The following is a 21,680-nucleotide window of genomic DNA, read 5'->3' on the forward strand; positions in this document are numbered from 1 at the left end:
GGCTCACCGCTTCTTCGGTAGGCCGGGCGGATTGATCCGCGACGCGGTGACCTGTTCGGACTGCAGACCCCACCGCGCGATCACCTGCTGGTAGGTGCCGTGCTCGATGGCGTAGGCCAGCGCGTGCTGGACGGCGGTGATCAGCCCGCTGTTCTTCTTGGTGAGCACCGCGATCTCGCCCTGCAGTTCCGCACCCGCGCCGGAGAAGGTGGCCAGGATCTTGGTCTGATTCGTGGTGGTGGAGTGGTAGATCGCGGTCGGGTTCGGCCCGATGTAGCCATCGAGCCGCTGCGAGGCCAGCGCCAGGTAATAGTCGCTGACCTGCTGGAAGTAGGCGATGTCGATCGGCGCCAGGCCCTCGGTGCGGTTCTGCTCGTTCCACTTCACCAGGAGCTGTTCCTGATTGGTGCCGGTGCCGACGCCGATCCGCTTGCCGGCCAGGCTTTTACGGCCCTGATAGTCGAGGGTGCTCTGCTTCGGCACCTCCAACGCGACGGTGTCGTTGCGGTAGGTGGCGAAGTCGTACTTTTCCTTGCGCTCCTCGGTCACCGTGACGTTGGAGATGAACGCGTCGACTTCGCCGGAATCGATCCGCACGAAGTTCTGCGACCAATCCGCCACCTGCGCATCGAGTTTCAGCCCGAGAATGTCGGCGACCAGTGCGGCGAAATCGACCTCGGAGCCGACCACGGTCTTGTCGTCGTTGGCGTAGAAGCGCAGCGGCGGCGCGGTGCCGGAGGCGCCGGTCACCACCAGCGTGCCGCGCTCTCGAATGGCCTGCGGCACTTCGGCGGCGATGCTGTCCACCTTGGCGGCGCGGACTCGGCCGGTCTGGGCGGCGGAGAGGTCGAACGTGATCGCACCGGCGGTCTGGGACGCGGTGTCCGCCTCCGGGTCGGTGCAGCCGGTGGCCAGCAGCACGACCGCGGTCGCGGCGGCGGTGGCCAGGGCAGAGAGCTTCATCGGGTACCTGTTCATCAGCGGACTCGGGACAGGAAGGCGCGGGTGCGCGGGTGGCGCGGATTGTCGAGGACTGCTTGGGGCGTGCCCTGCTCGACGATGACGCCCGCGTCGAGAAACACCACGGTGTCGGCGATCTCACGGGCGAAGCCGATTTCGTGGGTGACGATCACCAGGGCGGTGCCGCCGTCCGCGAGGCCGCGGATCACGTCGAGCACCTCGCCGACCAGCTCGGGATCCAGGGCGGAAGTCGGCTCGTCGAACAGGATCACCCTCGGCTGCAAGGCAAGTGCGCGGGCGATCGCCACCCGCTGCTGCTGCCCGCCGGACAGCGTGCGCGGATAGGCGTCGGCCAGCTCGCCGATGCCGACCCGCGCCAGCAGCACCCGCGCCTCGGCCTCGACCTCCTTGCGATCGCGGCGTTGCGCCGACAGCGGCGCCAGCGTGACGTTGTCGAGCACCGTCAGATGCGGAAACAGGTTGAACTGCTGGAAGACGAAACCGATGCGGGAGCGTTGCTTGCGCACCGCGCGGTCGGGGAGGGCGTGCAAGGTGTTGCGGCGCAGGCGATAGCCGATCAACTCGCCGTCGATGTGCACGGTGCCTGCGTCCAGTGTCTCCAGGTGGTTGACCACCCGCAGCAGGGTGGACTTGCCCGAGCCGGACGGGCCGATCACCGTGACTACCTCGCCGGACCGCACGGTCAGATCGATGCCGCGCAAAATCTCGTGCGCGCCATAGGATTTGCGGACGCCGCGTACCTCGACGGCGGCGGTGGCGGTCATCGGGTCGCTCCGCGTGGTGCGGCGGAACCGGTTTCGGCGATCTCACGCAGCTTCTGCCAGCCGCGCTGCAGCGGCGACGGCGGAGGTGTGCGTTGTGCGCCCTTGGCGTAGTGGCGCTCGATGTAGTACTGCGCGACCGAGAGCACGGTGGTGAGCACGATGTACCAGGCGGTGGCGACCATCAGCAGCGGCACCACCCGGCCGTTGCGGCCGTAGATCACCTGGACCTGGTAGAAGAGTTCGGCGATCGCCATCACCGACACGATCGAGGTGCCCTTGAACAGGCTGATCACCTCGTTGGTCGCGTTCGGCAGGATCGACCGCATCGCCTGCGGCACCACGATGGTGCGAAACTGGCGCACCCGCGGAATACCGAGCGCGGCAGCGGCTTCGAGCTGGCCCGCGTCGACGGAGATGATGCCCGCCCTGATGATCTCGGCCGAGTACGCGGCCTGGTGCAGCGCGAGCCCGATCACCGCCGCGGTGAACCCGCTGATCACCCCGTTCACCTCGAAGGTGAAAAACGCTGGGCCGAAAGGGATCCCGATCGACAGCGTGTGGTACAGGTAGGCGATGTTGAACCAGAACAGCAGCTGCACGATCAGCGGGATCGAGCGGAACGCCCAGATGTAGCTCCACGAGATCACCCGCAGCACCGGATTGTTCGAGAGCCGGGCGATGGCAAGGGCGGTGCCGAGCAGGAAGCCGAGCGCGGTGCCCCACGCGGTGAGCTCCAGCGTCACCCGCAGCGCGGACAGCACCGATTTCGCGGTGATGTACTGGGCGAAGGTCGGCCAATCCCAGCCGGGGTTGGTGGCAAGGCCGTGGATGAACTGCGCGAGCAGGACGAGCGCGACGGCGCTGATCACCCAGCGCCACGGGTGCCAGGGTTTGGCCACGGTGGGAGCTGGCGCTGTGACCGGCGGCGGTGGGGCGGGCTCGTCCGGTGCCAGCTCGGCGGCGGCATCGGGTGCGACGGACGCACTCATATCGGGAGGTCCTTCGGAAGAACGAAATGTGACCGCCCCTCATCGGGCCGCGGTCACCTCACCCGGCCAGCGACGGGTGCACTGTCTGGCTGCGGTCAGCCCCGACAGCTCGCGGACGTCACCTTGCACTGATCGATATGTCGGCGTCCCCACCGGATGCCGCGGACAGCTTCGATGACCATGTCGGTTCCTCCATCGGTCCTGGCGGAAGCACCCGCACCCGCTGTACGGGGGGTTGCTGCGACGTCGACGAGCCAGGTCTCTCGGTCGCTCTGGATGGTTGCCGCCGATCCGGACACCGCAGGATGTCAGGGTCGAGCGGAATTATCATGCCCAGCGGCCGAACCCTTAGACAAGGGAACGAATCACCGTGAGCCTAGCCCTTGTCGCACGGCGCGCGGTCCCGCAGAATTCGTCGCTGACAAGCGGTGTCACCGCGTGGGGTTCAACCGGATCACGATGTTGTCGGAGGACGGCTCCGGTACCGATTCGCCGGTGACCCTGACTTTCAGAGTGCGCCCGGTATCGCGGTCGACGAAGGACAGGGGCGGGCGGCCGTCCTGCAGGTATTTGTCGCCCCACTGCATCAGGGACAGGAAGACCGGCAGCAGATCCTCGCCGGACTCGGTCAGTAGATACTCGTCGTGGATCCGTTTGCCGGGCTCCCGATAGGGCACGCGGGTGACGATCCCGGCGGATTCGAGCTGTTTGAGCGCTCGTGACGCAGCGGGCGCCGACGTGCCGATCCGTGCCACGAAATCTTCGAATCGTGTTGTGCCATAGAAGCATTCTCGAATCGCGAGAAACACCGTCTTGGTGCTGAGCAGGCTCAGCACCCGCTCCGCCGAGCAGCCGTCGCTTGCTGACCACGCGTCGCGATCGCGCAGCCGCTTTTCGAACTCCATCACCACTCCAGCATTGTAACTAACGGTTGCGTTATTCAGCATCCCGTGCTTGTATCTAACTAACGTAATCGTTACTGAGATGGAGGGTGCAATGGTTGCGGTGCAGGACAAGGTGGCTGTGGTAACCGGGGGCCGGCGTGGGCTCGGCGCGACGCTGGTCGACGAACTGTTGGCGCGTGGGGCCCGAAAGGTCTATTCGACCGCGCGCGCGGCGTACCTCGACAGCAGGCCGGAGGTGGTCACCGCCGCGCTCGAGGTGCGTTCGGCGGACTCGGTTGCCGCGTTCGCGGAACTCGCCTCCGACGCCCAGCTCGTGTTCAACAACGCGGGAACCCTGCTACCGGGTGCATTGCTGACGGGCGACTTCGACAGGGTCACCGAGACATTCGATGTCAATGTCTTCGGACCGCTGCGCGTGGCGCGGGCCTTCGCGCCGATCCTGGCCGCCAACGGCGGCGGTGCGCTGGTGAACATGCACTCCGTGCTGTCCTGGCTGGCGGGCAGCGGCGCATACGGGGCATCCAAGGCCGCCGCGTGGTCGGTGACGAACTCGCTGCGTATCGAGTTGGCGCAGCAGCACACTCAGGTCGTCGGCGTGCACGCGGGATTCATCGACACCGAGATGGTGTCGGCAGTCCAGGCACCGAAGGCCACGCCCGCCGAGATCGCCGCGCGAATCCTCGACGGCCTCGAAGCGGGCCACACCGAAGTGCTGGCCGATGCCGTCACCGTCGATGTCAAAGCGGCCCTCTCCGGGCCGGTGGAGCAGCTGATCTTCGCCGCCGCCCGCTGAGATCACCAGAGGAGCACCGAAAGCCATGCCACTGTGGACAATTCATCACACGCCTGGAATCTTCACCGACACCGACACCGACAAACACAAGCTCGCCGCGCGCATTGCCGACCACTACGAATCGGTCGGCCTGCCGAGGTTCTATGTGGTGACGCTGTTTCATGAAGTCCGTCCCGAGAACTTCTACGTCGGCGGCGAACCGACCCCGGCCGGGGTCCGCATCGCCATCGACCACATCGCTCGCCGCAACCCCGATCAGGAAAGCCGTCGGCGAACGGCCCAGTGGATCAAAACCATCGTGCACCCGTTCCTCGAGCGAGATCCCGACCTGCACTGGGAGTTCCACGCCGACGAGACCAGCGAGGACCTCTGGATGATCAATGGTGTCGTGCCCCCGCCAGGCGGTTCCGACGCCGAAAAGCGCTGGGCTGAACAGAACTCGGTGTCCGCCTACTGACGATGCCACGCGGATGCGCTGACGACCAGTGGCGCGCGTAGTCCGCTCGGCGCATCCCTGTCACACGGATGGATGCGGATGGTCGTCGCCTGCGCTGTGCACGGTGGGCGGATGGAACGCCCGCGCCACGATACTGCGACACGCCAGGAGCTTGCCAGTGTCGATACGGGCAGTTCAGTGGGTTTGCCGGAGTACCGTCAGTCATCGGTTGTGTCGACGAGGAGGTCTCCGTGGCCGTGCTGCGCCGTCTGACCATAGTGTCCGCTGTCAGTGCGCTCGCGCTGCTGGTTGTCGCGCCCGCTGCCGGCGCGGAGCCTGGCCCATCGGGCGGTGGGGTGCCCGCTCCGCAGGTCGGGTCGGTGCCTGCTCCACCTTTCGGCGTGGTTCCTGCTCCGGCTGCTGGCGTTGCGCCGGCGGCGCCTGGGAATGGTGCGCCCAATTCACCTGGCGGAGTGGGAGATCGGGCGTCACAGGGTGGACGAGGTGCGGCCGGGGATCTGTTCGGTGTCTATGAGGCCGCGGTCGATGCGTTGCGGGCGTTCGGGATGCAGCCGTTTCTGTATCCGACGGCAGCGCCGTTCTGTTTGCCGGGCAGCACACTCGGTCTCGCACCCGCGGTGGCCGGGGCGGTTCCTGGGCCGTGGCCCAAGACGACGGTCCCGATTCCTGGACTCGACCTGACGGCAGTCAAGGCCGGGCAGACCATGTTCAGCTTTCTGCCTTACGGGCTCGGACCCGAGGGGTCGAATACCACGGGCATGTATGTCGCCTGGATGAACACGAGCACAAGCAAGTACGGCCTGGTGCCGATGGGGACGCTGTCCGACGTGGTCCGCACGATGGTGCCCGCCGAGGTCCCACCGGCGCTGCGGCCCATGGCCGAGCGGGTGATTCAAGACTTCTTCCTCGGTGCCATGCCGATGGGCGGGATTCGTGCGGTGCCGGTCGAGACCGGATCGGGCACCGTACTCGCCGCGGTCTTCGGGGCGGTGCAGAACGGTGGCGTGCCCTGTTTCTTCCTGCCGACAGTGGGTGTGATCGACGTTCCGTAAGCCCTTGGTTGGACAGCGTTCTCGACACGGCTGCGGCTCGGAGTAGGCAAGCGAGTCAGTCCGAAGCAAGCCGTGCGCCGACACCGGCGGTATCGACGACTCGCCCCTTCCATTCCAGTGCGCCGCGCCGCCGAGCCCGGTGGGAACGCACCCAGAGCCGCAGGTAGGCGGCGACGGAGAACGGGTGAGCCAGTGCCGCAATCACATCGGCGCCTGCGAGCGGGCCACCGGTTTCGGTCGAGCGGGCGAGTAGTCGGCCGATGACTGCGGCGGCGTAGCCGAGCAGACCGGCGCGGCGGACCGCACCGTGACCAAGGACAGCCGCCAGCGGTGGCAGCCAATAGCCAAGGGCAGCAAAGATTCCCACCGCCGCACCACCGACGCGGGTGCCGCCGTAAGCGGACCAGAGCCAGCGGGTGTAGCCCGCGTCGAGTTCGGCGGCGCCGGTGTACATCCTGGTATTCGCGAGGCTGCCGGCGGCGACGAGAACGGTGTGCTGTCCGGCCCGGCGCAGGGTTCGGGCAATATCGAGATCTTCGGTGACACTGGCGGCGACCGCGGCGTGCCCGCCGACGGCGCGATAGGCGGCGGTGTCGAACACCAGGAATTGGCCGCAGGCCACCGCGGTCGATGGCCGCAAGCTTCGATTGCCCACGGAGATCGGCAGGCTCGCGGCCCACGACCAGCACAGCAGCGGCTGCACCAGCGCCTCGGCCACGGACTCGGCTCGCTGGCGCGGCCACGGCGACACCAGCGCCACCTGCTGCTTGCGCAACGCGGTGACCGCACCCGCGATCGCCTGCGGCGCCAGCCGCACGTCGGCATCCAGGAAAACCAGCGACGGCGTCGAAACTTCCTCGGCCAGCCGCGCACACGCGGCGGCCTTCCCGGTCCAGCCCGGCGCGGGCTCGGTGTCGTTGCGCAACACCGTGATCCGGGGATCAGCACCGGCCGCCGCGGTGGCGGCGGCGAAGGTGTCGTCGGTCGAGCCGTCATCGAGGACGAGCACCGTCATCCGCGCGACTCCGAGCTGCGCCCGCAGGTCAGTGATCAGCCATGGCAGCCGCGTCGCCTCGTCTCGCGCGGGCACACACACGGTCACCGGCTCGATCACGCTGGCAGGCCGATTCGTCAACCGCCGCACCGTGATCCGGTTGTACAAGGCGATGGCCGCACCTGACACTGCGATGCCGGCGCCGATCCGCGTCGCGACGAACGGGCTCAGCGACTCTGCTTGACCGAACGCCACCAACGACTCCAGGAGAGCCCGGTGGGTGCGCCCGGCGCCGGGGGATTGCGGTCCATGTACGCCATGGCGGCGATGATGGCCGCGACGGCGAGGGTGATGCCGCCGACGATGCCTGCCCAGCCCGCGAAGGAGCGGGTGTTGGGGTCGGCGTAGCTGACCTCGGCGCGCAGCGTGGAGACGTCGCCGGGCGGCAGCTTCCACGACACGATGTTGTCGCCCTCGCGGTTGCCGTTGGTCTTGGCGACGCGGGCCGGGAAGGCGACGGTGAACTGCACGTCGGAGCCGTGCGGCGGTACGGATTTCAGGTCGACGCGGCCGTTGAGGCTGACCAGATCGCCCGCCCGCTGGAACTGGAGCGAGAACATGCCCTGTGTTTGCTCGGACAGCTGACCGAGCTGCGCGACCTCGCCGAACGACATGTCCTCGAAGAAGACCTGGCTGCCCACGTACCCGTCCTGGGTGTAGGACTCCACCCGCACCTTGGCGGCCAGCGAGTCCGGCGCCTTCAGCTGCGGGCCCTTGTCCTTGGGGTCGGCGGGGACGACCGCGGCGACGATCCGCCCGGACACCCGGTCGTTCGACGAGACACCCATCGACACCTGCACCCGCAGGCAGCCCGCGAGCACGGGGACCAGCAACGCCGCCAGCAGAACGGCCGCGGCGATCCGCCGTCCGAGACGGGGTGTCCGCGGCGGCGATAGGACCGGGGCATCGGGCATCGTGGTGATGGGACTCGGCTGCACGCAGACATCGTGCCAGGCCATCCCTCGTAGTGCCCACGCGACGGGCGGAACGCGGGTCGCGATGTCGCTACCCATCCTGTCGAGCCGTGCCCGCGACGAGCCCGCGCAGCAGCGGAATGCCCAGGATGCTCAGCCCGACGCCGCCGTAACAGGCCGAAAACGGGAGGCCGAGAAACACTGCGTGCGCGAGGGTCGACCCGAGCCAGGTCCACAGAAATACAGCCACCGGCACGGCGATCCGAGCCGGAAAGGGTCCGATTCTGTCGAGCCCTACTGACGTCGTCGCATCGGGCGCCGCGCGCTCCCAGACCGCGAGCAGCGCTCCCATGAGCAGTGCCACCGCGAACCAGCCGAGATAGTTGGTGTACGGGATTTCGGGCAGACCGGGCAGTCCGGAGTCGGTGTCGCACCAGATCCACTGCCCGTCGGCGACCATCTGCGGATCGAGGAACAGGTCCCAGCCCACCGCCCCCACCGCGAGCAAGCCGATCCGCGACGGCACCCGCCGGGCGATGAGGCCGGCCACCACCCACACCGGATACAGCCCGCCGGTCCACGCCAGCGGTACCACCAGCGGCACTCCGCCCAGGGCAGGCCCGAGCCGGTCCACCGCGTACGCGTAACACCCGAACGGCATGTCCGTTGCGGTGCCGACGATCTCGGCGAGCAGGCCGAGGCCGGAGACGATCACCGCGAACCCGACCGCGTACCGAACACCGCGGGTCGCGCGTGCGTGCGCCAATGCCGTACCCGCCGAAAGGAGTACGACGAGCACCGTGACGCGGTCGCGGGCCGCACCGGAGGTCAGTGGGTAGGCGATCTGGGCGAGGATCAGCAGCGCGGCGCAGACGAACGGCACCACGGCGCGCACGGGCGGGCGGACAACGTGCCGCGGGATCGATGTCATCGCCTGCGCGGCAACGAGAACCGACGACGCCGTAGGTCGCGCAGCGCCATGGCGGCGGCGGTGCGCCCGCTTGCCCCGGACACGCCACCACCTGGATGCGTCGACGCGCCGGTCAAATACAGGCCGGGCGCGCCGGGCACGCGCTGCCCCGCCAGCTCGGGCAGCGGTCGCCACAGCATCATCTGGTCCAGCGACATCTCGACGTGCATCACATTGCCGCCGAGCAGTCCGAGCTCTCGTTCCAGCTCGACCGGGGTCTGCACATGCCTGCGCAGCACCGAGTCGGCGAAACCCGGTGCACAGGAGTCGACTTCGGCGATGATGCGATCGGCTTCGCCGTCGGCGTGCCCGGCCCAGTCGCTGCCGTCGGCCAGCCGGTACGGATGCCATTGCGCCCACAGCGACAGCTGGTGCTCTCCTGGCGGCGCGATACTCGGGTCGAGCGCACTGAAACTCATCGCAAGCACCACCGGCCGCGGCGGCAGCTCACCGGCCGAGGCCGCACCGTGCGCGAGCCGAAGCTGCCGCCGATCCGACACGAGAAACTGCAGACCGCGCGCGGATTCGTCGACGGAGCTGCCTGCGTACTGTGGCAATGCGCTGGTGGCTACTCGCACCACCATGCCGATGCCGGGCCCGACGCGGATGCGCCGCCGCCAGTCGTCGAGTACCGCAGCGTCGAACCCGCCGTCGCGCAACAGCTCCAGGGTGGTCAGCACATGGGCACCGGCGATCACAGTGTCCGCGTGCAGCTTTCGTCCCGACGCGGTGTGCACCTGCCAGCCGTCGCCGTCGCGCCGCAGTGCGGTGACCGCGTCGCCCGCCGTCACCACGCCGCCGTCGGACTGCAGCCGTCGCACCAGCGCCGCACTCAACGCGCCACTGCCGCCGACCGCACGACCAGGCGGCAGCGTGTGCATGAGCGCGGCGAACCCGACCATCGGCGCGGTGCCGGGTTCCGACATCGGCGGTCCGGACTGGGCGCCGAACCAGGCCAGCGACGCCTTGAGTCGCTCGTCCTGAAAATAGGTGTCCAGCAACGCGTCACCGGACTGCAGGAACTCTCGCGACAGCGCGCTGCCACCGTTCTTCGCGTCAAGCCCCCAGAACGAACGCACCAGCCGCCCCGGCGTCGGCCCGCCGCCGAACGCGCGCATCACCCGCGCGCTGCGCGGCCCCCACACCTCGACGAATCGTCGATACGCCGCGGCATCCCGTTCGCCGCACGCGGCCGCGATCGATGCACAGGTGGCATCGAGGTCCCTGTGGAAAACCAGCGGCGCACGCCCCGCGACGCCGGGCGTGAAACCCCAAGGGTCGCAATCGATGTACCGCAGCCCGAAGTCGCCGAGCGCCAGGTCCTCGATGATCCCGGTGTGCCGGATCATCAGGTGCGCGGACGAACCGCGATCGACCAGATGGCCGGGAAACCGCTCGACCGTCGACACCGCGCCGCCGAGCACCTCGTCGCGTTCCAGCACCTCGACCTGATGCCCGGCCCGCGCGAGATAACAGGCGGCGACCAGCGCATTGTGGCCGGAGCCGACCACCGCGACCGTCACGTGACCGCCATACCGGCGCGCCGCACCGTCCTCACAGCGGCAGCCGCCGTCCGAGAATGGCGAACGGCCTACTGTCGCCCGCGAACACGAAATTGCGCACCACGTCACCGAATCCCTGCCGCCGGTACAGCCGCCACGCGCGATTGTCTTCCTGCTCGACCTCCGGCGTCGACAGCAGCACTGCGCGTTCCTGCCGGTCCTGCAGCAGCCGTTCGAGCAGCGTTGCGCCGATGCCGAGGCCCTGTGCCGACGGGTGCACATGCAGCTCGGTGAGCTCGAAGTAGTCCGAAAGCAGTTCGCGCGCCGAGTGTTCCGGCCAGCCGGACCGTCGCATCCCGCTGTGCACCTGCTGGTGCCACCACTGGTGCGGTGCGCCGTGATACCCGTAGGCGATGGCAACGATCGGCGAGGACCGTAGATCGACGTGACCGGAATCGTCCGGCGCCACCGCGGCGACAGCCTGCCACCCGGAGCGGGTGGTGTGCTCGGTCCACATGGGCGCGCGGTGGTGTTCGGTGCCGCGGGGATAGTCCATCGCCGCGACATACACCCCGAGTGCGTCGTGCAGCCGGGAGCGCAGTGCCGCGACGGAGAGGTCGACGACGACAGGTGCTGGCGTGTGATTGGGCTTGACGGCGGTCATGGCTCTCGTCGGTCCGGCGGGCAGGAGTGCGGCGACGGGGTCGTCACTGCGCGGGCGCGGAAGTTTGTCGGTGGGCGTCTCTATATTCAATCTCAATTCAAACGTTCGAATACCTGTTCGGTCACACCAAGGCGGTGTTGGCCCCGGGTGCGCGATGATGGAGGGACGGGGACATGTCTGGTCGGATGGAACATCCCGGACAACCCGGTCGAGCGGGCAAGCTACTGAAACGAGCGGATGGCCTGCTCATGCAGGCCGCGGGCGAGCGAGACCCGCGTGAGCGGTTCCGGACCGCCTATCTCGCGGCGCTGCGCGGGGCCGGGGCGGTGATCGCGCTCACCGGCGCCGACACCGCGCCACGGGCTCGGTCCCGCAACGCGTGGGTCCTCCTGCAAGGCGCCGCGCCCGAGTTCGTGATGTGGGCTGATTATTTCAGCGCGCGCTCGGAGATCAGGGCGGCGCTGGAGGCCGGACTGGATCGCGACATCGACGATATCGAGGCCGACGAGTTCTATTCGCGGGTAGGCGCATTCCTTCACGACGTCGAAGATCTCCTTAACGCATCGGCTCGGTTGCGCCCGGCCCCGGGGTGGACAGGGGGCATGACCGCATAGTTATGGGCGACTAGGTGGTACGGCCCTGATCGAACTCGTATCATTGGTGACAGATAGCCGCCAAGGTCGGCTATCTGTCGCCTACCCGGAGGCGACAGCCACGCCTAGTGCCGGGGGAGGTACCGTGCCACTCTCCGAGCACGAGCAGCGCATGCTCGAACAAATCGAGAGCGCGCTCTATGCTGAGGATCCGAAGTTCGCGTCGTCCGTCCGCGGCGGACGCCTTCGCTCGACCTCGAGTCGTCGCAGACTCCAGGCCGCGGCCTTGTTCGTCCTCGGTCTGTTTCTACTCGTCGCCGGCATCGCCGCACCAGTGAAGCCCGGCGGCTTCCCGATCATCAGCTTGATCGGCTTCATCGTCATGTTCGCCGCGGGCGTCCTGCTGCTGGTCGGCAGCTCCAAGGGCATCGCGAAGGGTGATCGGTCCGGCGGCGACGCCGCGCCCGGTGGTCCGAGCGGCGGCGCGAGTGGCCGTGGCCGCCAACGCAAGTCCGGCGGTTTCTCCGAGCGGATGGAAGACCGATTCCGGCGAAGGTTCGAGCAGGAGTAGCTCGCTCGTAGCCTGACAACTTCAGCACAGCCAGCGACGCCGCACCGATTCGGTGCGGCGTCGCTGGCTCACGTGTGGACACTGTCGGGTCGCCGGTGATCTCCGCGTCAGTGGGTGGCGCTTCCCCCCACCGCCCCCACCAAGATTCCCCACCTCGCCCCACCGTGATCACCCACTTCGCCCCACCCTCACCTCGAAGTGATCACACCTGGGTGTTTGCTGGGTGTTTCCGGGCGTTTGTCCTTCGGGCCGTGCGTGTCGGCAGAACACGCAAAAAGTTCTCCACCTGGGTGATAGCTGGGGTGACCTGCGAAATCGGCTGAGCGGCGAGCCGGATCACCACGGGTTTCGATTGAAAGTGGGGGAAAGTGGGGTAATGTGGAGCGCGCACTACCGGAAAGGCCGACCATCGAGGTGATCGACTAGGGAGGTATCGGGTTGTTTCTCGGTACCTACACACCTCGGCTGGACGACAAGGGGCGACTCACGTTGCCTGCAAAATTTCGAGACGATCTGGCGGGAGGGTTGATGGTCACGAAGGGTCAGGACCACAGCCTTGCCGTGTATCCCAGAGAAGAGTTCACCGCACTCGCTCGGCGGGCCGCGGCGGCATCTCGGAGTAATCCGCAGGCACGCGCATTCGTCCGGGCACTGGCAGCCGGCACCGACGAACAACGTCCGGATGCCCAGGGCCGCATCGTGTTATCTGCCGAACACCGTCGGTACGCGAACCTGCAACGGGATTGCGTGGTGATCGGCTCGGTCGATTTCCTCGAAATATGGGACAAGCAGGCGTGGGACACCTACCTCGCCGAGCACGAGGAGGACTTCTCGCAAGCGAGAGACGAGTCGCTGGGCGGAATCTTCTAGCCCCGAGCGAACGAGTGCCGCGTGGCCTCTGCCCGGACGCGGACCCTGACGTACTTCCCCGACGCCAGGTGCCGCGGTTCGGTCAGAGACCACGGGGCATTCGTCTCCAGCAACAGTTTTCAGCAGTGGGAACAGAGCGACCCGCGTGTGGTACGCGACGAAGCGAGGCAGATCCCGGGAGGTCGAGGTGAACCGCGAACAGGACGGCCCCCGCCATGTTCCGGTTTTGCTTGGTCGAGCCGATGCACTGCTCGGGCCCGCGCTGACCGAACCGGGCGCGGTATATCTCGATGCGACACTGGGTCTCGGCGGACACGCCGAACACTTTCTGCGCACCTATCCCGGTCTCCGGCTCGTCGGTCTCGATCGCGATACCGCCGCGCTGGAGTTGGCCGGCGCGCGGCTCGCGCCCTTCGCGGACCGAATCACCTTGGTGCACACCCGATATGACGGCATCGCCGATGCGCTGACCGAGGCCGGGCTTGCCAGCACTGGCTCGGTCTCGGGCATCCTGATGGACCTCGGCGTGTCGTCGATGCAGCTCGACGAGGCCGACCGCGGCTTCGCCTACTCCGTCGACGCGCCGCTGGACATGCGGATGGACCCGACCACCGGCCCCACCGCCGCCGATGTGCTCAACACCTACGGCCACGGCGATCTGGCCAGGGTGCTGAAAACCTATGGGGAGGAACGCTTCGCGGGCAAGATCGCATCCGAGGTGCTGCGCCGCCGCCAGCAGCGGCCGTTCACGACCAGCGCCGAGCTGGTCGAGCTGCTCTACGCGACCATTCCGGCGGCGACCAGGCGCACCGGCGGGCATCCGGCCAAGCGCACCTTCCAGGCGCTGCGGATCGAGGTGAACCGCGAGCTCGACTCCTTGCGCGCGGCGCTGCCCGCCGCGCTGGACGCACTGCGGGTCGGCGGCCGGATCGTGGTGATGTCGTATCAGTCGCTGGAAGACAAGGTGGTCAAGCAGGAGTTCGCGCCGCGCGCGGCCTCCCGCACGCCCGTCGACCTTCCGGTCGAATTGCCCGGCATGGGACCGGAATTCCGGTTGCTGACCCGCGGCGCCGAGAAGGCGACCGAGCAGGAGATCGAGGAGAACCCCCGCGCCGCACCGGTCCGGATGCGCGCGGCCGAACGGATCCAGGAGGTCGGATGAGTCACCGCTGCGGCGTGCTCACCCGGCCGACGGGGTGTGGGAACTCCGGCATGACACCGGAACGGATGAGTCGTCCGCGCGCAGCACTCATCCAGCCGACGGGAACTTTCGCGCGCGCACGCAGCCGTTGGAGACAGGAGCGTACGAGCGCTCTTCCGGCGGAAGGGAGGCGGGCTTGTCCCGCCACCAGCACAGGACGCCGGAGGCGACACGAACGAGGAGTGTGTCTCCGGCAGACCGGGTGTGGGGCCTGGACAAGGGAGGCCGGATGCCCCACGCAGACTCACGAGGGGACAATGAAATGAGCATACGGACACGGACCGTAGCGGCACCGGGGCGCATCGCGCGCCGGGTGCACGAGTCCGACCGGGTGAAGTCGGGCGCCGCACAGCGGGCCTATGCGCGGCGCCGGACCCGCGCCGAAAGCCGTTCGGACACACCTGATCTGCCGAGGCAGCCGGTGTCGGCGATGGCGGGCCGGATCCGGTTCGTCACGGCGATCATCGCGCTGCTCGGCTGCGGCCTCGCGCTCACGCTGCTGCTGACCACCCGCGCCGCGGAGGACAGCTACCAGCTCGGCGATGCACGGGCGGTCAACCGCAAGCTGCTCGACGAGCGCAACGCATTGCAGCGGGAGGTGGAGGCGGCCGATTCCGCGCCTGCCCTGGCCGCTCGCGCCCGCGAACTCGGCATGATTCCGGCCAAGGACCCGGCTCGCCTGGTCGTCGCGCCGGACGGCACCGTGACGGTGATCGGCAAACCCACTCCGGCACAGGGCCCTCCGGTGCCGCCGCTGAACGTGTCGCCGTCGGCGCCGGTGCCGCCGCCCGCGAACAATGCCCAGGCCCGTGGTGAGCGGGTGGTGCCGGTGACGACCACACCGGCAACGCCGACGGCGCCGCCCGCGGCGAACGCGCAGGTGAATGCGGCGCCGGCGAGCCCGGTGCCGAGCCCGACCCCGGTCGCGCCCGCACCGCCGCCCGCGCCGGACACCGCGGCGCAGGCGGGCGCGGTACCCCACGCCGAGGCCGTCCCGCAGGCGGAGGCGCCGCAGCCGCCGCCCGAGGACATCGCCAGGCCGCATTCGGAAACCCCACAGCCGCAACAACTTCCCGATGGAGGCCAGCGGTGACACAGACCAGGCCCGCGCCGCGCCAGCGACGTGGGCCTGGGCCCACCAAGGCGGCAAGACCACGCTCGGCGTCACCCAAGAAGGACACGCCGCTACGCAGGCGGCTCGGCGCAGGCCGGATCCTGATGCTGATCGCGCTCGGTGTTGTTGCGCTGCAACTGCTCTGGATTCAGACGATCAACGCGCCGAGTTTGTCCGCGCAGGCGGCAGATCAGCGCACCAACACCGATGTCGAGTATGCGGTCAGAGGCCCGATCACCGACCGCAACGGCAAATTGCTCGCCTTCACCGTCGCCGCGAAAAAGCTGAACTTCCAACCGGTTCCGGTCCGCAAGCAGCTCGCCGATGCGCGGGCCAAGAGCGACAAGGCGCCCGATCCGGACAAGCGGCTCGAGGACATCGCCAAGATGATCGCCGAGAAGCTCGGCAAGTCGGGGCCGTCGGAGTCGGAACTGCTCGCCAAGCTGCGCAGCAATGAGAAGTTCGTCTACCTGGCCAGCAATGTCGACCCGCGGATCGCCGCGGACATCAGGGCCAAGTATCCGGAGGTCGGCGCGGAGGTGCAGCACCCGCGCGAGTATCCCGGTGGTTCGTTGGCGGCCAACGTGATCGGCGCGACCGGGTGGGACGGCCACGGTCAGATCGGGCTCGAGTCCTCGCTGGACTCGGTGCTCGCGGGCACCGACGGTTCGCGCACCTATGACCGCGGTTCCGACGGCGCCGTCATCCCCGGCAGTTCGCGCGACAAGCAGGACGCCGTGAACGGCTACGGCGTCGAGCTGACCCTCGACTCGGATCTGCAGTACTTCGTGCAACAGCAGGTGCAGCAGGCCAAGGAGATGTCCGGCGCCAATGCGGCCTCGGCGGTGGTGCTCGACGCCAAGACCGGCCAGGTGCTCTCGATGGCCAACGACAACACCTTCAATCCGCAACTGGGACCGGAACATTGGGACAACGCGGGGATGAACAACCCCTCGGTGTCCAATGTCTTCGAGCCGGGATCGGTGAACAAGATCATCACGGCCTCGGCCGCCATCGAGTACGGCCTGACGACGCCCGACGAGGTGCACCAGGTGCCCGGCAATATCCGGATGGCCGGAGTGACCGTCAACGACGCCTGGCCGCACGGTGTTTCGCCGTTCACCACCACCGGCATCTTCGGCAGGTCGTCCAACGTCGGCACCCTGATCCTCGCCCAGCGGGTCGGCGAGGACCGCTTCGCCGACATGGTTAATCGCTTCGGTCTCGGCCAGCGCACCGGCGTCGGCCTGCCCGGCGAGAGCTCTGGTCAGGTACCCGCCAGGGATCAGTGGTCCGGCGGCACCTTCGCGAACCTGCCGATCGGCCAAGGCCTTTCGATGACCACCCTGCAGATGACGGGGATGTACCAGGCCATCGCCAACGACGGCGTGCGCATCCCGCCGCGCATCATCAAGTCGAAGATCGGCCCGGACGGTCACCGCACCGAAGAGGAACAGCCCGAGGGGGTGCGGGTGGTGAGCCCACAGACCGCGGCGACGCTGCGCACCATGTTCCAATCGGTGGTGCAGCGGGATCCGATGAACGCCAACCAGAACGGCACCGGCGGCCCCGCCGCCATCGACGGGTATCAGGTCGCGGGCAAGACCGGCACCGCGCAGAAGGTCGACCCGGCCTGCCGCTGCTACTCGACGTCCTCGTTCTGGATCACCTTCGCGGGCATGGTCCCCGCCGACAACCCGCGCTACGTGATCGGCCTCATGCTCGACAACCCGATCCGCAGCTCCGACGGCAGCGGCGGTCAGTCGGCCGCGCCCCTGTTCCACAGCATCGCCTCGTGGGCACTCCAGCGCGACCGCATCCCGCCGTCGCCGGAGCCGTCCAGGCGATTCGTGCTGCAGACCGACTAGGGCGTGTCTCCCGGGCATGTGGTGCGGAAAAACGCAGGCGCGTGGTGAAGGCGCTATCCGTCGCCGGTAACCTGACACGTCGATCACCGCCCGCCGAGAGGAGCCTGGTTTCTGTGCAGTCCGGCCAAGCGCATGCGTTGCGACCAGCGCACGTGCCAACCACATCGTTGACGGCGCTCGCGGCCGCGATCGAGGCGGAACCGGCTGTACCGGCATCGCTCGACGGGGTCGTGGTCACCGGCATCGAGCAGCGGTCCAATGCCGTGCTGCCTGGAGATCTCTTCGCGGCGCTGCCCGGTGCCCGGTCGCACGGCGCGCGCTTTGCCGCCGACGCGGTCGCCAGGGGCGCCGTTGCGGTGCTCACCGATGCGGCGGGCGCCGAACTCGCCGGTGCGCTGGACGTGCCGGTGCTGGTGCGGGAGAACCCGCGCGGGGTGCTCGGCGAATTGTCCGCATCGATCTATGGCAACCCCTGCGCGCAGCTGCGGATCATCGGCATCACCGGCACCTCGGGCAAGACGACGACCTCCTATCTGGTCGAGGCGGGGCTGGCCGCGGGCGGCCTGTCGACCGCGCTGATCGGCACCATCGAGACCAGGATCGGCGGGCGCCGGGTGCCGAGCGCGCTGACCACACCCGAGGCGCCGCAGCTGCACGCGATGTTCGCGCTGATGGTCGAGCAGGGCGTGGACGCGGTGGTGATGGAGGTGTCCAGCCATGCGCTGGCGCTCGGCCGCGTCGACGGCGTGCGTTTCGCGGTCGGCGGGTTCACCAACCTGTCGCAGGATCACCTGGACTTCCACGCCGACTTCGAGGACTACTTCGGCGCCAAGCGCAGGCTGTTCGAGGCGGGTTCGCCGATTGCCGCGCGGACCGCGGTGATCTGTGTCGACGACGAATGGGGCCGGCGGCTCGCCGCCGACCTCGACGCCCCGATCACGGTGTCCACCACCGGATCCGGTGACTGGGCGGTGCGCGACGGCATCCGGGCGCACGGCGGCGAGCAGGAATTCACCGCGGCCGGTCCGGACGGCGATGTCGCGGTGCGCCTTCGCCTTCCCGGCCGCTACAACGTGGCCAACGGGCTGCTCGCGGTCGCGCTGTGCGCGGCGGCCGGTGTCGATGCCGCGGTGGCCGCGCCCGCGCTGGCCACCGTCGACGTGCCGGGCCGGATGCAGCGGGTGGAGCGGGGCCAGGACTTCCTCGCCATCGTCGACTACGCACACAAACCAGCGGCGCTGGAATCGGTGATCGCCACGCTGCGTGGACATCTCGCCGCCGACACACCGGAAGCGCCTGGGCGACTTGCCGTGGTGATCGGCGCCGGTGGCGACCGCGATGCCGGCAAGCGTCCGCTCATGGGCGAAGTGGCGGCGCGCGGCGCCGACCTGGTGATCATCACCGACGACAACCCGCGCAGCGAAGACCCGGAACGGATCAGGGCGGCGATGAGTGCGGGTGCGCTCGCGGTGCCCGAGGCCGAACGCGGTACGGTGCGCGAGGTCGGCGATCGCGCTGAAGCCATTGCGGCAGCGGTGAATTGGGCACAGTCCGGCGACGTGGTACTGGTTGCGGGCAAGGGCCACGAGGCAGGGCAGGAGATCCAGGGCGTGAAGCATCCCTTCGACGACCGCGACGTGCTCGCGGCGGCACTGGACAAGCGAAGTCCGCACAGCGCGGATGCGGAGGACTTGACGGTTTCATGATCGAGATGACACTGCGGGAGATCGCGGACGTCGTCGGCGGCACGCTGCACGACGTCCCCGACCCGGAGGTGCGAGTCACCGGTTCGGTCGAATTCGATTCGCGCCGAATCGGTCCCGGTGATCTGTTCCTTGCGCTGCCCGGCGAACGTTCGGACGGGCACGACTTCGCGACGGCGGCGATCGACGCAGGCGCGGTCGCGGTGCTCGCGGCACGTCCGGTCGGCGTACCCGCCATCGTGGTCGCGCCGAACCCAGGCTCGTTGCCTGCGAGTTCGGTTGCGCTGGCCGGTGATTCGGACGGCTCCGGCGCCGCCGCGCTGGTCGCGCTCGCCGATCTGGCCCGCGTCAGTGTCGAACGTCTCACCGCGGCAGGCACTCTCACCGTGATCGGGGTAACCGGCTCGTCCGGCAAGACCTCGACCAAAGACCTGCTCGCGGCCGTACTCGCGCCGCTCGGCACCGTGGTCGCGCCGCCGGGTTCGTTCAACAGCGAGCTCGGCCACCCGTGGACCGCGTTGCGCGCCAACGCCGACACTCGTTTCCTGGTGCTCGAGATGTCGGCGCGCGGCACCGGTCATATCGCGGCGGCGGCCAGGGTGACACCGCCGCGCATCGGCGTCGTGCTCAACGTCGGCACCGCCCACCTCGGTGAGTTTGGCAGCCGCGAGGCGATCGCGAAGGCCAAAGGCGAACTGGTGGAAGCGCTTCCGTCGTCCGGGCTGGCGGTGCTCAACGCCGACGATCAGCAGGTCGCCGCGATGGCGGCGCGGACGTCGGCCCGCGTGGTGACGGTCGGGCACTCGGACAGTGCGACAGTGCGCGCCACCGACATCCGGCTCGACGAACAGGCGCGCGCCGGTTTCACCATGCACACCCCGGCGGGCAGCGTGCCGATCCAGCTGGCCGTGCACGGTGAGCACCAGGTCGGCAACGCGCTGTCCGCCGCCGCCGTCGCCATGGAATGCGGCGCCGACCTCGCCACCGTCGCGCAGGCGCTGTCCGGCGCGCGCGCCGTTTCGGCCCGCCGCATGGACGTGCGCACCACCGGCCGCGGCGTGACCGTCGTCAACGACGCGTACAACGCCAACCCGGATTCCGTTCGCGCAGCACTGAAAGCGCTGGTCACCATGGCGCGCGCGGGCGAAACTCCGCGCCGCAGCTGGGCCGTGCTCGGCGAGATGGGCGAACTAGGGGAAGAATCCGTGATCGAACACGATCGGATCGGGCGGCTCGCGGTCCGGCTCGACGTGCACCGGCTGATCGTCGTCGGCACCGGAAGGCCGTCCCGGGCGATGCATCAGGGAGCGGTGATGGAAGGCTCATGGGGCGAGGAGTCGATCCTTGTGCCCGACATCGCCGCGGCCATCGCGCTGCTCGACGACGAAGTCGAGCCGGGTGACGTGGTGCTGGTGAAGGCGTCGAAGTCGGAGGGCCTCTGGGAGGTCGCCGAACACCTGACCGGTAGTGAGCCATCGAGCGGACGCAAGGAAAGCACGGAGGCAGCAGGGTGAGTGAAGGAGCCGTGGTCATCGCCAACCACCGGTCGGACGACGACGTCCGCCATCAGCGCACCGAAGACACAGCGGCCAGCTGCCGAACGACGGAGCCGAGCATCAGCGAGGCGCTCTCGTGAGACAGATTTTGTTCGCGGCCGCGATCGCGCTCGCCGTGTCCATCCTGCTGACCCCGCTGCTGATCAAGATGTTCGCCAAGCAGGGCTTCGGCCAGGAGATCCGGGTCGACGGCCCGGCCAGCCACCAGGCCAAGCGCGGCACCCCGACCATGGGTGGTGTCGCCATCATCGTCGGCATGTGGGCCGGCTACCTCGGCTCGCACCTGATCGGCATCGGCTATAACGCCGACGGTCCATCGGCGTCCGGGCTGCTTGTCCTCGGCCTGGCGACCGCGCTCGGCGGTGTCGGTTTCGTCGACGACTTCATCAAGATCCGCAAGCAGCGCAATCTCGGCCTGACGGCCGCGGGCAAGTACCTCGGTCAGCTGACCGCCGCCGTCGTGTTCGGCGTGCTCGCCCTGCAGTTCCGCGGCGCCAGCGGGCTGACCCCGGCCAGCAGGCACCTGTCGTATGTGCGCGACATCAGCACGGTCACCATGGGCGTCGTCGTGTTCCTGGTCTTCGTCTGCCTGGTGGTCGTCGCCTGGTCCAACGCGGTGAACCTCACCGATGGACTGGACGGTCTGGCGGCAGGCTCGATGAGCCTGGTGCTCGGCGGCTACGTGGTCATCACGTTCTGGCAGTACTACCACGCCTGCGAGACCAAGCCCGAGCTCGGTTGCTACAACGTGCGCGACCCGCTCGACCTGGCGTTGGTCTGTGCCGCAGGCGCGGCGGCGTGCGTCGGGTTCCTGTGGTGGAATGCCGCGCCCGCCAAGATCTTCATGGGTGACACCGGCTCGCTCGCGCTCGGCGGCATGCTCGCGGGCTTGTCCATCACCACACGTACCGAGCTGCTGATGATCGTCATCGGTGCGCTCTTCGTTGCCGAGACCCTGTCGGTCGTGCTCCAGGTGGCGGTGTACCGCACCACGCGCAACCGGCTGTTCAAGATGGCGCCGTTCCATCATCACTTCGAGCTCAGCAAGTGGGCCGAGACTACGGTGATCATCAGGTTCTGGCTATTGGCCGCGATGGCGTCGGCCGTCGGGCTCGGTTTGTTCTACAGCGAATATCTCTCTGCGGTCGGGTGAACTAGC

The 21,680-nt window shown here is 68.5% G+C and carries 22 protein-coding genes and 1 riboswitch; of the genes, 13 read left to right on the forward strand and 9 right to left on the reverse strand.

Annotated elements, in window-relative coordinates:
* Window positions 1–3: 3 nt before the first annotated feature.
* From ACGFNJ_RS41110 to ACGFNJ_RS41125, 4 genes are all read right to left on the reverse strand, one after another.
* Window positions 4–963, reverse strand: coding sequence for an ABC transporter substrate-binding protein (locus tag ACGFNJ_RS41110; RefSeq protein ID WP_393461532.1), 960 nt, complete (start codon window positions 961–963; stop codon window positions 4–6).
* A gap of 14 nt (window positions 964–977) precedes the next feature.
* The gene (locus ACGFNJ_RS41115; RefSeq protein ID WP_393461534.1) at window positions 978–1,745 is read right to left on the reverse strand and encodes an amino acid ABC transporter ATP-binding protein; all 768 of its coding nucleotides are present in this window, start codon (window positions 1,743–1,745) and stop codon (window positions 978–980) included.
* Window positions 1,742–2,734, reverse strand: a complete 993-nt coding sequence (locus tag ACGFNJ_RS41120; protein WP_393461536.1) for an amino acid ABC transporter permease — start codon at window positions 2,732–2,734, stop codon at window positions 1,742–1,744. Before ACGFNJ_RS41120 ends, ACGFNJ_RS41115 begins: the two co-directional genes overlap by 4 nt.
* A 189-nt stretch (window positions 2,735–2,923) precedes the next feature.
* A riboswitch (SAM riboswitch) is annotated at window positions 2,924–3,017 on the reverse strand.
* A gap of 148 nt (window positions 3,018–3,165) precedes the next feature.
* Window positions 3,166–3,639 carry a winged helix-turn-helix transcriptional regulator gene (locus ACGFNJ_RS41125; protein ID WP_393461673.1) on the reverse strand — a complete coding sequence of 158 codons (474 nt, stop codon included), beginning with the start codon at window positions 3,637–3,639 and terminating at the stop codon, window positions 3,166–3,168.
* A gap of 91 nt (window positions 3,640–3,730) precedes the next feature.
* On the opposite strand from ACGFNJ_RS41125, the gene ACGFNJ_RS41130 reads away from it, so the two are divergent.
* From ACGFNJ_RS41130 to ACGFNJ_RS41140, 3 genes are all read left to right on the forward strand, one after another.
* Window positions 3,731–4,432, forward strand: coding sequence for an SDR family oxidoreductase (locus tag ACGFNJ_RS41130; RefSeq protein WP_393461538.1), 702 nt, complete (start codon window positions 3,731–3,733; stop codon window positions 4,430–4,432).
* A gap of 25 nt (window positions 4,433–4,457) precedes the next feature.
* Window positions 4,458–4,889: a tautomerase family protein gene (locus ACGFNJ_RS41135; protein ID WP_393461540.1), complete on the forward strand. Its 432-nt coding sequence runs from the start codon at window positions 4,458–4,460 to the stop codon at window positions 4,887–4,889.
* Between the two features lie 452 nt (window positions 4,890–5,341).
* Window positions 5,342–5,941 (forward strand): hypothetical protein, encoded by a 600-nt coding sequence (locus ACGFNJ_RS41140; protein WP_393461542.1) that lies wholly within the window; start codon window positions 5,342–5,344, stop codon window positions 5,939–5,941.
* Window positions 5,942–5,996: 55 nt separating this feature from the next.
* Here ACGFNJ_RS41140 and ACGFNJ_RS41145 read toward each other — a convergent pair whose 3' ends face one another.
* The 5 genes from ACGFNJ_RS41145 to ACGFNJ_RS41165 form a co-directional block, all read right to left on the reverse strand.
* Entirely contained in the window at window positions 5,997–7,190 is a 1,194-nt protein-coding gene (locus tag ACGFNJ_RS41145; protein WP_393461544.1) for a glycosyltransferase, read from the reverse strand.
* Window positions 7,163–7,909 carry an LppM family (lipo)protein gene (locus ACGFNJ_RS41150; RefSeq protein ID WP_393461675.1) on the reverse strand — a complete coding sequence of 249 codons (747 nt, stop codon included), beginning with the start codon at window positions 7,907–7,909 and terminating at the stop codon, window positions 7,163–7,165. The genes ACGFNJ_RS41145 and ACGFNJ_RS41150 overlap by 28 nt, the downstream gene beginning before the upstream one ends.
* 91 nt (window positions 7,910–8,000) lie before the next feature.
* Complete coding sequence (locus ACGFNJ_RS41155) at window positions 8,001–8,840, reverse strand: carotenoid biosynthesis protein (protein WP_393461546.1); 840 nt, start codon at window positions 8,838–8,840, stop codon at window positions 8,001–8,003.
* Entirely contained in the window at window positions 8,837–10,402 is a 1,566-nt protein-coding gene (locus ACGFNJ_RS41160) for a phytoene desaturase family protein (RefSeq protein ID WP_393461548.1), read from the reverse strand. The genes ACGFNJ_RS41155 and ACGFNJ_RS41160 overlap by 4 nt, the downstream gene beginning before the upstream one ends.
* A 31-nt stretch (window positions 10,403–10,433) precedes the next feature.
* Window positions 10,434–11,045: a GNAT family N-acetyltransferase gene (locus ACGFNJ_RS41165; protein ID WP_393461550.1), complete on the reverse strand. Its 612-nt coding sequence runs from the start codon at window positions 11,043–11,045 to the stop codon at window positions 10,434–10,436.
* Window positions 11,046–11,218: 173 nt separating this feature from the next.
* On the opposite strand from ACGFNJ_RS41165, the gene ACGFNJ_RS41170 reads away from it, so the two are divergent.
* From ACGFNJ_RS41170 to mraY, 10 genes are all read left to right on the forward strand, one after another.
* Window positions 11,219–11,659: an SAV_6107 family HEPN domain-containing protein gene (locus ACGFNJ_RS41170; protein ID WP_393461552.1), complete on the forward strand. Its 441-nt coding sequence runs from the start codon at window positions 11,219–11,221 to the stop codon at window positions 11,657–11,659.
* Window positions 11,660–11,783: 124 nt separating this feature from the next.
* On the forward strand, window positions 11,784–12,209 hold the full coding sequence (locus ACGFNJ_RS41175) for a DUF3040 domain-containing protein (RefSeq protein WP_393461554.1): 426 nt from the start codon (window positions 11,784–11,786) through the stop codon (window positions 12,207–12,209).
* Between the two features lie 438 nt (window positions 12,210–12,647).
* A complete protein-coding gene (gene mraZ / locus ACGFNJ_RS41180) occupies window positions 12,648–13,079 on the forward strand; it encodes a division/cell wall cluster transcriptional repressor MraZ (RefSeq protein WP_069165071.1) in 432 nt (143 codons plus the stop codon).
* Window positions 13,080–13,266: 187 nt separating this feature from the next.
* A complete protein-coding gene (gene rsmH / locus ACGFNJ_RS41185) occupies window positions 13,267–14,241 on the forward strand; it encodes a 16S rRNA (cytosine(1402)-N(4))-methyltransferase RsmH (protein ID WP_393461557.1) in 975 nt (324 codons plus the stop codon).
* Window positions 14,242–14,542: 301 nt separating this feature from the next.
* Window positions 14,543–15,373: a hypothetical protein gene (locus ACGFNJ_RS41190; RefSeq protein ID WP_393461559.1), complete on the forward strand. Its 831-nt coding sequence runs from the start codon at window positions 14,543–14,545 to the stop codon at window positions 15,371–15,373.
* Window positions 15,370–17,262 carry a peptidoglycan D,D-transpeptidase FtsI family protein gene (locus tag ACGFNJ_RS41195; RefSeq protein WP_393461561.1) on the forward strand — a complete coding sequence of 631 codons (1,893 nt, stop codon included), beginning with the start codon at window positions 15,370–15,372 and terminating at the stop codon, window positions 17,260–17,262. The genes ACGFNJ_RS41190 and ACGFNJ_RS41195 overlap by 4 nt, the downstream gene beginning before the upstream one ends.
* Before the next feature lie 113 nt (window positions 17,263–17,375).
* Window positions 17,376–18,968, forward strand: coding sequence for a UDP-N-acetylmuramoyl-L-alanyl-D-glutamate--2,6-diaminopimelate ligase (locus tag ACGFNJ_RS41200; protein WP_393461562.1), 1,593 nt, complete (start codon window positions 17,376–17,378; stop codon window positions 18,966–18,968).
* Window positions 18,965–20,479 (forward strand): UDP-N-acetylmuramoyl-tripeptide--D-alanyl-D-alanine ligase, encoded by a 1,515-nt coding sequence (gene murF / locus ACGFNJ_RS41205; RefSeq protein ID WP_393461564.1) that lies wholly within the window; start codon window positions 18,965–18,967, stop codon window positions 20,477–20,479. The genes ACGFNJ_RS41200 and murF overlap by 4 nt, the downstream gene beginning before the upstream one ends.
* Complete coding sequence (locus ACGFNJ_RS41210; RefSeq protein WP_393461566.1) at window positions 20,476–20,601, forward strand: hypothetical protein; 126 nt, start codon at window positions 20,476–20,478, stop codon at window positions 20,599–20,601. The genes murF and ACGFNJ_RS41210 overlap by 4 nt, the downstream gene beginning before the upstream one ends.
* Window positions 20,598–21,674 (forward strand): phospho-N-acetylmuramoyl-pentapeptide-transferase, encoded by a 1,077-nt coding sequence (mraY, locus tag ACGFNJ_RS41215; RefSeq protein ID WP_069167368.1) that lies wholly within the window; start codon window positions 20,598–20,600, stop codon window positions 21,672–21,674. Before ACGFNJ_RS41210 ends, mraY begins: the two co-directional genes overlap by 4 nt.
* Window positions 21,675–21,680: the final 6 nt, after the last annotated feature.

This window comes from Nocardia sp. NPDC049149 (genome assembly GCF_043197455.1).
In the GTDB taxonomy this organism is placed as follows: domain Bacteria; phylum Actinomycetota; class Actinomycetes; order Mycobacteriales; family Mycobacteriaceae; genus Nocardia.